Consider the following 12,406-nt stretch of genomic DNA (forward strand, 5'->3'; position numbering starts at 1 on the left):
CAAGGGGTATCTTGGGGCTGTTGCAGTCCGGCAGTCCGGCAGGGGTTTAAACCCCTGCCTCAAAGCTTAAGTCGTCTGAAGACGACTCAAAGGTTATTGAGATGGTCAAAGGGATTAGTTGAAAGCAGGTAAAATAATGCTGGCTGGTGTGGTAATTATCAATTTAATGATATCTCTGGTCTGCTTTTATATTGCTGCGAAGGTGGGGAAAATCCGGCGGACGATCGCACGTTTGGAACTTCGGATCGCAGCAATGGAACGCTGTAGCAGCAATGTCCTCAGTACGTCGCCCGGTTTCCTTGGTAAAAGGCAGCAAGGTACCCGCCAACTGCGAGGGCGTTATCAACAACTGGAATTGCAACTGCAACAGGTTCAGCAACTTTTGGGATTGCTGGGTTTGGGACGGATGCTTTGGTCCAGGCGCGATCGACGTTTGAGGTAAGCTATCCTAAAACTGCCGCCCGTGCTGACTCCGTAGGATTTTCAACAATATTTCTACCTTTGTAAAGGGCTGCGATCGGGCAAACGCCCCTAAAATTGGTGTATGGAGAGAAGTTATAAAAATGTCAACTAAACGTTCAGGATTATTTATTGGCGGTTTGCTTGTGGGTTCTGCGATCGGGGCGGTGACTGGCTTGCTGATGGCACCGCGACCGGGCAAGGAGACGCGGCAGATATTGAAAAAATCGGCCGATGCTTTGCCGGAGTTGGCGGAGGATTTATCGACTAGCGTGCAGTTGCAGGCCGATCGACTTTCTGAAACTGCAATCCGAAATTGGGACGAAACTTTGATTAGACTCAAAGAGGCGATCGCGGCAGGTTTGGAAGCGACTCAGCGGGAACGCCAAACACTGGCGGAAACTGAAGCTGAAGTGAGTCCCCCGTCGCGCCCTCCCATCCGCTAAATGGCATGAAATTCTCCACCCTCAATCCCAGATTCAAGTGAGCGATCCCATATTTTGGCTAGGACTTTCGATTTTGCTAGTGGCAGTTAGCCTGACTGCTGTTTTAGTGACTTTAATACCTGCGGTGCAAGCGCTGGCACGGGCGGCCCGCAGCGTGGAAAAGCTCGCTGATACGCTTTCTCGCGAATTTCCGCCCACTTTGGAGGCGATTCGGTTGACGGGGCTGGAAATTAGCGAGTTGACGGATGATGTCAGCGAGGGAGTACAAAGTGCGGGCGAGGTTGTCAAACAGGTCGATCGAAGTATTGGTAGCGCGAAAAAGCAGGCGCAAAACCTGCAGGCTACAACTCGCAGCGTGGTGAGTGGGATGAAGGCGGCTTGGAAAACTTTAACTCGGAAGCCGGCGATTTCTGGGACAAATCGCCGATCGACAGATAGATTGTCTCCGAGTCAAAGAAGTGCCCTTTCGCTGAGGGATTCGGGTTTGGAGGACAGGTATTCTGGGGTTTACGGTGCGGGGGCGAGTAATGGGGAATCGCCCAGGTTGAGGAGTAGCGAGGGTTCTGGTTTGCCGGGGGATGCTGAAGAGTTTGAGGAAGTGTCGAACGATTCTTGATTGCACCCAATTCCTCATCATCCCTCAATAGCACACCCATCCCACCAGCAAGGATTCTTATCAATAAAATCCATCAAAGCATCATACTTAGGCGAACCCTTTTGTTCCACATACTCCAAAGCCCCCCAACTTCCCCACTTACTAAATGAACCCACATCCACAAAGTGCATGAAAAGACTGCCTCCAACTTGTTTCCAACTATTCAGTAATTGGGTGTAGAGCTCATACATTTCTGGCCGCCTATTTAATTCCATAAAAAACTTGGTCAGTTTTTCGTTATTCTCAACTCCTTCAATACCTACAATATGTTGCCCCCCCTCGTAAACAAATAACTTGAGACCTTTTTTTTGAGCCACATCTAAGTAATACCTAAAGTCCTTATCAACATCGGGCAAACTATCTTTGAAGCCAGCAAGTAACCCGCCCTCTCTTAATTGCTTAAAAGCTTTGCCAAATCCGCCATCTGCGTCATTCAACCAAGACTCTACCGTGCTGACATTTTCTTTCCCGCCCAAGTTTCCGCTAAAATATCCAGCTATGGCTACGGCATCAATGCCGTGTTGATAACAAGGCTTATTGCCCTCAGCTACCCAATAGGGACAATCTAAAGCATAATTTCCTAACTCTCTCCAGGCTCTTTGAGTTCCTAACACGCAGACAACTCGATTCTTTTGAGCCCCAAAAACGCCTTTCCAGATATCGCACATTTGAGCAGTACGCATTCCGTGCCATTGCATAAAAGCATCGCCTTTATCTCCCCACCTCGCTTTACCTTGTTTCAAAGCATAATGCGATTGTGGAAATGACCAATTCCAAACCTCATTAGAATACTCTACATTAACTTTCAGCTTTGGATCTAAACTATCTTTTACCATTTTAGCAAAGTTAGTCATATATTCATCCGTAGCCTGATGTGGCATATTAAACCAGGGTTCTTCTTGGACTTTATTAGCTAAATTCACCATAATTTCTATGGGAACATTTCCTCTGTAAGAATAGGATATACTCTCTGGTTTAGGTCGGTTTGACCATTCTTTTTGTTCAGAACCATTTGTCCCCATCCAGTCCATAAAACGCAAGACTCTAAATTTTTTAATCTTGTCTATAAACAGGGGATTAAATATTTCACCACTTTGATAAAGCTTTTCATCTTGCGAGTGAACAACTTTAATATTGCGGATATAGTTCCCTGTTTTCTTGGGATCGGTAGCAGTAATTATAATCATTATGCCTCCGCCTTGTGTGGCATCTACATTAATGATATCCCTCCCAGGTTTCGACGCAGCCTCATCTTTTTTGGCATCAAAGCTATATTCGATCGCACCTTCACCCTCATAAGTAACAATATATTGGCCTGAAGGATAGCGATTGGGGATTTCCCTAAGTAACAGCGTACTTACCCTAGTATATTTAGGAGCATCTTCGGGCGATGGCAGAGACTTCACCCACCCATTTTCATCAAGGTTTAAAAGATTATACTCCTCTGTATCCCATTCACCTTTACAGTTTGGTTGTCCGCTGACGCACTGAGTTATCCATTTTCTAGAAGATTTGAAAGCATCTAAAAAGGGTAATTGTGTGGAGTAGTCAGCAATACCACTAAGCCCAATTCCTAAAGAAGAGCTAGAATTTGATGTATTTTGTACATTGGCCCGCACAGCTACTGTGTTATTTATTTGCCGTACTGGTGTGGGAGCAATATTAGTTGTTAAATCCCAACATCCGGGAATGAAAATGACAAAAATTAATAAACCCAGCACAAAGCCCAGAGCTTTTTTGTTCGATCTGATACTTAATCGAGACATAAATTTGAGTAATTTGATTGTTTTAGGTAAAATCGAAGCGAGTGAGGGAGTTTTAATTTTGATATTTTATCAAAAAGTTCCTTCTAAAACTATCAGCTATAAGATTATTAACATTTTTGCCTCTCAGTGGAGGGGCGAGATCCCTTTCTGTCCTCAAGTGCGATCGCCCATCTAACCGTCTTTATCCAAATCTTCTGTTTTCGGAGCTTCTGAAGTTGAGGGGAATGTTAATTGAATGTTAATATCCATTGATATTGTACTTTGCTCCAGCCAACCTATATTAACTATCTTTATTAATGCTTCTGTAGGTACAGAATTATTTATTTTAAATTCAGGAGAAGACAGAGTTTTATATCCGGCTTCCTGTAGCCGATCGCAAATATTGCGCCAATTTCCTACAGGTTCGTTAGGTACATCTGCGAGTTTTTTAACATATTGGTATAAAGTTTTACACAGATAAACCTCTGCACTTTTGGAAGTCTGAAACAGTTGGCGGGCGATTTCGGCGGGACTGCAACCGGAAAGCAATCCTCGGAGGTAGAGTTTTTCTGTTTCTGTTAGTCCCCTGCGCGATCGGGGAGAGATTTGCCGTTTAGCTTCTGCAAAAGCTTGGTACAGTCTTTCTAAGTCCCAGTGTTTCGCGGCTTCGGCAAATAAGTCTTCCTTTGGTACCATTGTCGGGTGTGTTGAGATGTGGCTAACGATAGCATAACCGAAATTGCTAGCGTTTGTTAGTTGCTTGCTAGGTTTGCTTAGTGTATTGTTATATACATCATATATAGTTGAGTTTGTTGGGGCGGTGTGGCGCGGAGTAGGAATACTCAGAGTCAGTAATGGGCGCGATCGCTTCAACTAACGTCAAAGCTAGTATTTGCAAAAGTCAGAGGGCGCTAAGTAAAGTTTTGTAACAAAAAAGCAGTATTTTGCATAAAACTTGCGGACTCAGCCCGATAGATAAATAGAGCTTTAGAAGTACCGCTACTGTTGCGGTTCATCGGGGCTAAGGGTTCATGAGGGCGATCGGCCGATCGGCTTTTACAACAAACAGTTTATTTAATCTAAGCACACACAGGGCAAGTCTATGTACTTGTCTCTAATCAACACGGGAGAATAACGTGTCTAATTTTTTCACGCCTGAATTTAATAACGAAAGTGCGATCGCTCCTTGGAATGCCAGCCTAGAACCGACTAAGGCTATTATCCCGCAGCTAGATGCTAACCGCGTCCTAACGGGCGGTGTCGGTGAGGAAGTTAATCTCCCGACTTTAATGCCTGAAGCCTATGACAATATGATCTTGCCTGATGCTGCGCTAACGCGGATGGGTAATGGGGCGATCGCGGACTCCAACAGCAGTTTACCGGATAGCTCTGTCGATTTGCTAACAGGTCAGGCGATGTCAGAAGTCTATGCGGATTTGAGTAAGTTTGTGGCCCAGCCAGATTTCGTGGCGAAGATGAATTTGGCTTTTGGGGAAAACTGGGATGCTGCGGGTGCGAAAGCCTTAGCTGAAGGATGGTTTGAGGGAGATTTTAGTGATATCCCGCCGGTGAAGGTTGTCTCGTCTGCTGAGATTGATGGGGCGAATGGGGCTTTTGCGGCGGCGACGGATACGATTTATTTATCGAAGGAATTTTTGGCTGGGAATGCGGCGAATCCGGCGGCGGTTGCGGATGTGTTGTTGGAAGAAATCGGGCACTCTGTTGATTCGCGGTTGAATGTTACGGATTCAGTGGGGGATGAGGGGGCGATTTTTGGGGCGGTTGTTCAGGGGAAGGAGTTGAGTGAGGGTGAGCTTCAGGGGTTGAAGAGTGAGGACGATCGTGGGACTGTTCTCTTCAATGGACAAACAATTTCAATTGAAAAAGCCGATTTTGATTGGGGCAACCGCTGGGGTGTCCAAGCTTGGAATTGGAAGGGAAATTCAAAGAGTTGGGAAGCGTTATGGAATGGTAAGGCCAAAGATTTTGGTTCTGCTACCCGCAGCGATGGCAAAAAAGGTTTTGCACAGGATTGGGGAGATGGGAGTCCTGGTAATGGCGTAAACAATGACTTCTTCTTATTGGGCTTTTGGACACAAGCTGATTTTGAAAAAGATCAAAGTTACAAATTCCGAGTCAGGGCTGACGATCGTTACTATATAGCAGCAGTCCCAGTTAATGGCGACAAGTGGGAATACATAAATTGGGAGGGTAAGGAAGATGCTTACGGTGGCAAGGAGATTCAGTGGAAGCCTGAAAATAATGGAAAATATTGGTTGTTTTCCTACTATATGGAAAGAGATAGCAAGGCTTATTTCGATATCTCTTGGGAGAAGGATGGATTTACTTCTGTCAAAAATTCTAAAGGGGTTAATCTATACGAGAGTAGGGACAAGTCTGATTACGTGCAAGTTATAGATTTGAGTCAAGGAGCTTCTATAAAATTGCTAACTGGTCAGCAGAAAGATAATAGTGGAACAAGCGGTGCTTATGGTGGAAATAGCCCCACATTCAAAAGGGAAAGTATTAATAGTTTCTGGGATAATTTATCAAGAGGCAACTCTAAAGCTTTTTCAGTATCTAATGGTGCATTTTTTCCATCAGGTCCTGCGGACATATTAGCTTTCGGTGATACTAAATTGTCTTATCCCCTCAAAGTAGATTCCCAAATATTTGATGGTTCTGAAAATAATAATAAAGGATCAAAATTGAAATTAGAAATATGGAATGATAGGGCATCAATTACTCAATTCAATGACAATATTAGTTCTATCAAGGATTCATCTGCTTCACAGGTGATAGTTGGACTGCCAAAACAGACTAAAGATCAAAATCCAAATGACCCAAATAGTAGGACTTATGTGGGTGTTAAAGATCGGGATTCTAATCTTAGCAATGAAACAGTTTTAATTTTAACCTCAAAAAAAGAGACTACAACAACAGATGCAATTGAAACACTAAAATATTTTGGGGCTAATGAAATAATGCAGCTTGATGGTAGTGGGTCTACACAAATGATAGCTCAGGGAAAGCCTTACGTTGAATCTACAGATCCTAGGCCAATATGGCCAAGATACATTCCACAAGCGATAGGTGTAATTAGTGGTTAAACAACGTTCAAAATAATTTCAAACAAAGCGATAAACATGGCATTAAGATTTACCAATGATAATGGTTTTATTCGCTTACTAGGCGATAATACCTCTGAATCTATCACCCTATCCCCCGGACAACTAGCAAATATTCCCGGTGGCGCGTGGGTTCTCGGCGGCAATGATACAGTAATAGGCTCTGCAGACAGCGAACTAATTCTGGGAAACGACGGTCAAGATAGCATTTCAGGTGGTGCTGGTAACGATACCCTGATAGGCGGCAAAGATAACGATTTCGTAGATGGAGGAAGTGGCAACGACTCTATCCGAGGCGATTCTAATGAAGATATCATTAGAGGCGGAGACGGAAACGACAGTTTATTTGGTGGCAAAGGCAACGATCAACTCTTTGGCGATGCAGGAGATGATTTCCTCTCAGGCGATCAGGGAAATGATACTCTCACAGGCGGGCTGGGAAACGATAGATTTGTACTGTCAACAGGTGGCGGTTTAGATATAATCACCGACTTTGGAAATGGCAGCGATTTCATCCAAGTACCAGCAGGTGTAAGTATCAGTGACATCTTGATTCAAACCGCAGGCTCTAATACCCTACTTAGTCTTAGAAGTACAGGTGAACAATTAGCTCAACTGAATAATGTTCTAGCTTCCAGTATCACAACTACAAGGCTTTTGTTGCCTAATCAACCACTGCTTGAGAGCCCTGGGACTGTAAATACACCAGGGCAACCTCCTTTACCTCCTATTCCTTTGTTACCTGATTTCCCACTGCCCCCTATTCCACTTTGAAATATACTGGCATTGCCCCTTTTCTTCTTAGGGGCGATGGTCTTTTTTCCAAAGTACGATGCTACTTTCAGTGTCGGCATCTACGAGGACTGGTCAAAGTGCGATCGCCCTTATTTTCCGAAAGCGCGATATACCTTATTTTCCCAAATAACCCAAAGTGCGATCGCTCTTCCCCTGCAAATTTAACCCACTTGCAATAATTCTTGAGACTGTATGGAATTTGGTACGCCATAAGCTGTATAAGCTCTTACTTCTGGCGGTTGAAGTCCTAGAACAATTAACTTAGGAGGAATTCCCGCTGCTACTAATTCTTCAGCGATCGAGCGATCGGTATTATTGGCTTGAATCCAAACTTGACCGTCGATAATATCCATGTGTATAACACAATCGTGAATTCTTCTCCCCTGAAACCATCCCATTGATAGTAACATATACCGATCGTTTTCTAAATCGAAAATTACTTGACTTTGTACCTCAATTTCAGAACCAAAAAACCCTGAGTATTCATTGAGAATCCCTTTAACAATCTGGCGGCAATCTACTAGGGTATCCATTTCACAATCTCCTCTATTTGTGGATTAAAAACAATCAACTTCAAATGATTATCGACCAATAAAAGATCGGCAAACTTATCTTCAATAAAAAGCTCCTCAAAAGACCTCGCAGGTATGGCAAGATAGAGCGTTCTTTCCGGTTCAGTTTGTTCTAAAATTTTCTGATAAAGAATGTATTGTCCCAAAGCCTTCTCTAAATCTCAAATTTTAGAGTCACTGATAAAACTTTTAACTTCAACAGCTATCTTAGACTGATTATTTTCAGCGCCAATCAGTTTTTCTGCTCCGATATCTACAAATAGTTTTCGCTTAGCCCATTTCAATAACAACGGGTCATGAGTAACTTTCCAGCCAGCTTTAACAAGGGCCTGTTTCACAACTGGATGATAGTAATCTTTTGCTGACACTCTTGCTCCTTTTTCACGCTTTCGGACGATGCTTTAAGTATAGCAAAGAAATTACCGACATTACTACCAATGACCCGAAAGATGAATCTTTAGCTTGCGTAAGTCAGGCCAGTCGGCATCTACCAGGACTCGTCAAAGCTCGATCGCCCTTATTGTCGGAAAGTGCGATCGGCATTCCCATCCCGAATCCCAAAGTGCGATCGCCTTTCCCATTTCAAATCCCAAAGGGCGATCGGCCTTTTTTTATTCACTCGCGCACATATTCAACTTGTTAACATGATAACATATCAGCATAACAGGTGTACGATCGTGAGAATATAAAAATTGGAGGAAGCCTAAATGGGAAAAAGTACGGAAGTGCCAGCCAAGCGACACGACCCAAATTACATACAGCTATCGGGAGATGTCCGAAAAGAACTAGGACTTCAGTTTAAAGCTGCGTGTACTCTGAAGCAGCTAAATATAGGAGAAGGGTTGGAAGAGGCGATCGAGATGTGGTTTCAGGCTCAGCAAGTCCCCTCATCCAGCAAGAGCAGCAAAAAGGGGGACAAGTGAGAGATCCAGAACGGGAAAAAGAAGAGCTTGGCAATCCCATCAACGAACCCGTACAAGCGTATAACCTAAAAGAAGCGAAAAAGAAATGCCAACAGCTAGCAACTGAATATGAACGGTCTCTTGCAGATGTTCGCCCGGGCGGCAAAGCCTGGTTTCGCTGCTACTTTCAGTGAGGGAAAAGACATGAAAATTCGAGAATCTCTTGGTCAAAGTGTATGGAATCATTCTGAGGGCTGGTGCTGCGAGCCTCTTGACCCCATACCGCCCGGTCATATTGCCCTGGCCGTTGAAGCGATCGATCTTAATCTTGTAGACTGGGATATCGAAGAAATTGGCGAAAAAGCAGGTTTTGATATTCAGTACAAATACACGGGAGTCAATGACCCGAAAGATTCATCTTTAGCTTGCGTAAGTCAGTTTGTGGGTATCTATGAAGACTTCTCAAAGCTCGATCGCGATTTGGAAGTTTTGATTGCAGCCGGCATCCCGCGTCATTTATTTAAAATACTCACTTCCAACGATGACATCGATTTGAAGCCTGTCACGCAATACCTCAAAGCAGTTTCCTAATGTTTTGGGTGTAACGCAATTGTTGCTTTTTTAAAGTACGATCGCCCTTATTGTCCGAAAGTGCGATCGCCTTTCCCATGTCAAATCCCAAAGGGCGATCGCCATTCCTTAAGTTAAAATATAACTTGTCAGATTAGATAATATAACTTATCAGATTCAGAAAGGACAAGTTATGCCTGTAAACTGGAGAGAACATATCGTTAGTACCCCCGATGTACTGCGAGGTAAACCAAGAATCAAAGGGACTAGAATTCCCGTTGGCCTGATTTTAGGATATTTAGCATCAAATAATACTGTAGAACAAATCATCGACGAGTTTCCAGATATCACCAAAGAACAGATAGCTGCTTGTCTTGATTATGCTCGCGATTTGTCTGACTTTGAAACAGTTGCCTAATGAGTTTAAGATTGTTCATCGATCAATGCGTTCCTAAGTCTATTATTCAAATCCTTCGTGATACCGAGCATGAAGTTTTTGTATTGTGAGATTACATCCCAATTGAATCTCCAGATACTATTGTCATTGCCAAAGCTCAGGAATTTAATTCCATACTTGTTTCTCTCAATGGAGACTTCGCAGATATTGTAACTTATCCGCCAAGTTCATATCAAGGAATCATTTCTATTCAACTGAGAAATCACCCTGAAATTATTCCTCAGTTGATGGCAAGGCTAACAGAATACTTATCATTGCACGATAGTGAGGAGCATTATCGAGGTAAATTACTACTGGTAGAAGTTTACAGAATTCGCATTCGAGAGTAAAAATTGATAGCGAGATCCCTTTTCCCCGAAATAACCAAAAGTGCGATCGCCCTTTTTTTCCTAAAGTGCGATCGCTCTTTCATCAATTAATAAAAACTTCTGAGTTGGAACGACAACTCTAAACGTGATAAGCAGTAATAGCAACTATTCCATCAGCACTGTAAATGGCTTCGATGCGTCTAAAAGTAGAATGAGTCCACCATACTTTCAGGCGATTTCCTTGAGCCGGAGCTGTACCAATTTTACCGTAGCCTGCTGTCAAGAGAAGTAACTCAAATTCTGTAGAAGGCAAAGTTTTGGCAGTAATTTGAATGATGCCGTCAAGCTTATGCTTATCAAGGGTCATAGCTACCTTGGTAAGTGCTATAGATACGGTAGCCAGGGAATACTAAAGCAATGCCAATGGGACTGTGAATAGTCCCCGGATAGCTTTCTTCGGGCTCGCTACCCCCAATCCGAATTTTGAGCGCACCCAGCCAAATGTAAAGCCCTGGAATTAAAGTATCTAAACTGTAGGCGATCGCCCGCATTTGAAGATCCGGGGGATTAATCGGTTTTAAATACTGTGGCTTTTCAGGTTGAGAAATGGACATGGCACTGATTCCTGTGCGGTATGGTGGAGAAGCGGTCTTGTTGAGAACATTTTAACATAACCTAAGTTTCACTTGCAAATTGTCAAGCTTAATTAATCTTATTTTACTTTAACTTGCGTAAGTCAGTTTGTCGGCATTTATGAAGACTACTCAAAGCTCGATCGTCCTTTTTTTCCCAAAGTGCGATCGGCCTATAATTTCAGCATGGCAACCACTGTCAAATTCAACAGAGCGATCGGTATAATTAAAAAAACAACATCAAATACAGTCAATTAATGCCATGATTGCTAATTTGCCCATCAAGCTGCCTCACTTACCCAACAGCTTGCCCAGCGAAGGTTCTGTCCGCATTGAGTTAGTCAACGGACTCTTAATATTTAGCGCTTCTATTCAAACCCAGGAACGAATTCAAACTTTAACAGCTCAACAACAAGCATCAAATCTCACTCCCGAAGAACAAACAGAATTGGATGGATATCGAGAATTCATTAGCTATCTAAATTTGGTAAATGAAACCATGAAAAATACTTTTCTATATCCTTTGCGAGGCACTGTCATTGGCTATAATGAGCCGTTTGAACCTGCGGTTTCCTTGGAAGATTGGGAAGTGCTACAATGATTGTACTAGATACTCATATATGGGTTTGGTGGGTTGACGATAACACACGACTGACTCAGAAACATCGGGACTGGATACAACAATATCAATCTCAAGGTTTAGGAATCAGCATCATTTCTTGTTGGGAGGTTTCTAAATTAGTAGAAATGGGAAGACTTACTTTGTCCGTTACAGTTGATGAGTGGTTAAAACAAGCTTTGGCTTATCCCGGAGTGCAGCTACTCGAACTCACCATTCCCATCATTGTCGAGTCAACTAAACTCACAGGTTTTCACCGCGATCCAGCAGATCAAATCATTGTGGCAACTGCGAGGATTTGCGGGTGTCCCTTACTAACTGCTGATGCAAAAATTCTGGCATATCCTGATGTACAGACTCTTCAGTGACGGTAAAAAATGCCTTAAGACGAATCTTTCGGTTGCGTTAGTCAGTTTGTCGGCATCTACGAAGACTCGTCAAAGCTCGATCGCCCTTTTTTCCCAAAGTGCGATCGCTCTTATTTAAAGAATGTTAATATCGAAGCCTGGATAGTGTGTACAGACTGCAAGGCGTTGAGTTTGAATGGGACACAAACAAATTCCAGATTAACCTATAAAAGCATGGCGTTAGCTTTGAAGAAGCCGCAGAAGTTTTCTTCGATCCATTCTATCAGGAGGGAGATGCAACGGCTAATGACGAACAGCGTAACTTTATCCTGGGTTACTCCCGCACTCAACGCCTATTACTGGTTGTTTATGTAGAACGCAGCTTGCGAATACGCATCATTTCTTCCCGTCCTGCTACCCGCACTGAAAGGAAATTATATGAACAATTCTGAAGAAGAAATAAAATTGCAATTGCGACCTCGTACAGCGGAAAGAGTCTCGCTAAACATTCCAATAGATACTTTAGCATCACTTCATAAAATAGCGGCAAATCGAGATATGTCTGTAGAAGCATTGCTTAAGTTTTATATAGGGCAAGGTTTACGGGAAGACTTAGCTAAAGTCTTTTCAGAACGCTTGCTGGACAAAACTGCTCAAGTTTTGGCTAGACACCTTGAGTCAGCCGAAGAAATATCAACTATTATTCGAGAAATTCAAGCTGAAACGGCACGTTAAATGATGGCGCGATTTAAGTACCCAACTAAAAGGCGA

The 12,406-nt window shown here is 43.1% G+C and carries 20 protein-coding genes and 2 pseudogenes; 16 read left to right on the plus strand and 6 right to left on the minus strand.

The window, feature by feature from the left end:
- Positions 1 to 118: 118 nt before the first annotated feature.
- From QT992_RS06075 to QT992_RS06085, 3 genes are all read left to right on the plus strand, one after another.
- Entirely contained in the window at positions 119 to 442 is a 324-nt protein-coding gene (locus tag QT992_RS06075; RefSeq protein WP_333376715.1) for a hypothetical protein, read from the plus strand.
- 121 nt (positions 443 to 563) lie between these two features.
- Positions 564 to 905, plus strand: a complete 342-nt coding sequence (locus tag QT992_RS06080; RefSeq protein WP_333205936.1) for a YtxH domain-containing protein — start codon at positions 564 to 566, stop codon at positions 903 to 905.
- A 37-nt stretch (positions 906 to 942) separates the two neighbouring features.
- Positions 943 to 1,521 (plus strand): DUF948 domain-containing protein, encoded by a 579-nt coding sequence (locus QT992_RS06085; RefSeq protein WP_333376716.1) that lies wholly within the window; start codon positions 943 to 945, stop codon positions 1,519 to 1,521.
- A 17-nt stretch (positions 1,522 to 1,538) separates the two neighbouring features.
- Here the strand turns inward: QT992_RS06085 and QT992_RS06090 are convergent, their stop codons facing one another.
- Together QT992_RS06090 and QT992_RS06095 are read right to left on the minus strand one after the other, a co-directional pair.
- Positions 1,539 to 3,281, minus strand: coding sequence for a cellulose-binding protein (locus tag QT992_RS06090; RefSeq protein ID WP_445305791.1), 1,743 nt, complete (start codon positions 3,279 to 3,281; stop codon positions 1,539 to 1,541).
- Between the two features lie 216 nt (positions 3,282 to 3,497).
- Positions 3,498 to 4,001 (minus strand): DNA-binding response regulator, encoded by a 504-nt coding sequence (locus QT992_RS06095; RefSeq protein WP_333376720.1) that lies wholly within the window; start codon positions 3,999 to 4,001, stop codon positions 3,498 to 3,500.
- 593 nt (positions 4,002 to 4,594) lie between these two features.
- Between QT992_RS06095 and QT992_RS06100 the strand changes: the two genes are divergently transcribed.
- From QT992_RS06100 to QT992_RS06110, 3 genes are read left to right on the plus strand one after another with little or no spacing between them, the layout of a single operon-like run.
- On the plus strand, positions 4,595 to 6,415 hold the full coding sequence (locus QT992_RS06100) for a phosphodiester glycosidase family protein (protein ID WP_333376722.1): 1,821 nt from the start codon (positions 4,595 to 4,597) through the stop codon (positions 6,413 to 6,415).
- A 36-nt stretch (positions 6,416 to 6,451) separates the two neighbouring features.
- Positions 6,452 to 7,207 carry a calcium-binding protein gene (locus QT992_RS06105; RefSeq protein ID WP_333376724.1) on the plus strand — a complete coding sequence of 252 codons (756 nt, stop codon included), beginning with the start codon at positions 6,452 to 6,454 and terminating at the stop codon, positions 7,205 to 7,207.
- A 36-nt stretch (positions 7,208 to 7,243) separates the two neighbouring features.
- Complete coding sequence (locus QT992_RS06110; RefSeq protein WP_333376726.1) at positions 7,244 to 7,393, plus strand: hypothetical protein; 150 nt, start codon at positions 7,244 to 7,246, stop codon at positions 7,391 to 7,393.
- On the opposite strand, the gene QT992_RS06115 is transcribed toward QT992_RS06110, so the two are convergent.
- Both QT992_RS06115 and QT992_RS06120 read right to left on the minus strand, forming a co-directional pair.
- A complete protein-coding gene (locus tag QT992_RS06115) occupies positions 7,390 to 7,761 on the minus strand; it encodes a XisI protein (RefSeq protein ID WP_333105893.1) in 372 nt (123 codons plus the stop codon). The two genes, QT992_RS06110 and QT992_RS06115, sit on opposite strands and share 4 nt — an antisense overlap.
- Positions 7,749 to 8,168: pseudogene (locus QT992_RS06120) on the minus strand (element excision factor XisH family protein). The gene QT992_RS06115 and the pseudogene QT992_RS06120 overlap by 13 nt, the downstream one beginning before the upstream one ends.
- On the opposite strand from QT992_RS06120, the gene QT992_RS06125 reads away from it, so the two are divergent.
- The 6 genes from QT992_RS06125 (at position 8,159) to QT992_RS33550 (ending at position 10,058) form a co-directional block, all read left to right on the plus strand.
- Positions 8,159 to 8,443 carry a hypothetical protein gene (locus QT992_RS06125; protein ID WP_333334978.1) on the plus strand — a complete coding sequence of 95 codons (285 nt, stop codon included), beginning with the start codon at positions 8,159 to 8,161 and terminating at the stop codon, positions 8,441 to 8,443. The pseudogene QT992_RS06120 and the gene QT992_RS06125 sit on opposite strands and share 10 nt — an antisense overlap.
- A gap of 64 nt (positions 8,444 to 8,507) precedes the next feature.
- The gene (locus QT992_RS06130; RefSeq protein ID WP_333053422.1) at positions 8,508 to 8,723 is read left to right on the plus strand and encodes a hypothetical protein; all 216 of its coding nucleotides are present in this window, start codon (positions 8,508 to 8,510) and stop codon (positions 8,721 to 8,723) included.
- On the plus strand, positions 8,720 to 8,896 hold the full coding sequence (locus QT992_RS06135) for a hypothetical protein (RefSeq protein WP_333334982.1): 177 nt from the start codon (positions 8,720 to 8,722) through the stop codon (positions 8,894 to 8,896). Before QT992_RS06130 ends, QT992_RS06135 begins: the two co-directional genes overlap by 4 nt.
- Before the next feature lie 10 nt (positions 8,897 to 8,906).
- Positions 8,907 to 9,293 (plus strand): hypothetical protein, encoded by a 387-nt coding sequence (locus QT992_RS06140; protein ID WP_333334985.1) that lies wholly within the window; start codon positions 8,907 to 8,909, stop codon positions 9,291 to 9,293.
- 172 nt (positions 9,294 to 9,465) lie between these two features.
- Positions 9,466 to 9,690 (plus strand): DUF433 domain-containing protein, encoded by a 225-nt coding sequence (locus QT992_RS06145; protein WP_190742266.1) that lies wholly within the window; start codon positions 9,466 to 9,468, stop codon positions 9,688 to 9,690.
- A gap of 119 nt (positions 9,691 to 9,809) precedes the next feature.
- Positions 9,810 to 10,058 carry a hypothetical protein gene (locus tag QT992_RS33550; protein WP_445305279.1) on the plus strand — a complete coding sequence of 83 codons (249 nt, stop codon included), beginning with the start codon at positions 9,810 to 9,812 and terminating at the stop codon, positions 10,056 to 10,058.
- Positions 10,059 to 10,176: 118 nt separating this feature from the next.
- On the opposite strand, the gene QT992_RS06150 is transcribed toward QT992_RS33550, so the two are convergent.
- A complete protein-coding gene (locus tag QT992_RS06150; RefSeq protein WP_333144411.1) occupies positions 10,177 to 10,404 on the minus strand; it encodes a hypothetical protein in 228 nt (75 codons plus the stop codon).
- A complete protein-coding gene (locus QT992_RS06155; RefSeq protein WP_333144410.1) occupies positions 10,394 to 10,651 on the minus strand; it encodes a hypothetical protein in 258 nt (85 codons plus the stop codon). The genes QT992_RS06150 and QT992_RS06155 overlap by 11 nt, the downstream gene beginning before the upstream one ends.
- Positions 10,652 to 10,931: 280 nt before the next feature.
- Here QT992_RS06155 and QT992_RS06160 point away from each other — a divergent pair, with 280 nt between their 5' ends.
- From QT992_RS06160 to QT992_RS06175, 4 genes and pseudogenes are all read left to right on the plus strand, one after another.
- Positions 10,932 to 11,270 (plus strand): hypothetical protein, encoded by a 339-nt coding sequence (locus QT992_RS06160; protein ID WP_333053425.1) that lies wholly within the window; start codon positions 10,932 to 10,934, stop codon positions 11,268 to 11,270.
- The gene (locus tag QT992_RS06165; RefSeq protein WP_333313635.1) at positions 11,267 to 11,656 is read left to right on the plus strand and encodes a type II toxin-antitoxin system VapC family toxin; all 390 of its coding nucleotides are present in this window, start codon (positions 11,267 to 11,269) and stop codon (positions 11,654 to 11,656) included. Before QT992_RS06160 ends, QT992_RS06165 begins: the two co-directional genes overlap by 4 nt.
- Positions 11,657 to 11,877: 221 nt before the next feature.
- Positions 11,878 to 12,087, plus strand: a pseudogene (locus QT992_RS06170) (BrnT family toxin); the annotation flags it as partial.
- Positions 12,074 to 12,370: a hypothetical protein gene (locus QT992_RS06175; protein WP_333334988.1), complete on the plus strand. Its 297-nt coding sequence runs from the start codon at positions 12,074 to 12,076 to the stop codon at positions 12,368 to 12,370. The pseudogene QT992_RS06170 and the gene QT992_RS06175, both read left to right, overlap by 14 nt.
- Positions 12,371 to 12,406: the final 36 nt, after the last annotated feature.

The sequence above is a fragment of the Microcoleus sp. T3_D1 genome, assembly GCF_036700405.1.
GTDB lineage: Bacteria > Cyanobacteriota > Cyanobacteriia > Cyanobacteriales > Microcoleaceae > Microcoleus.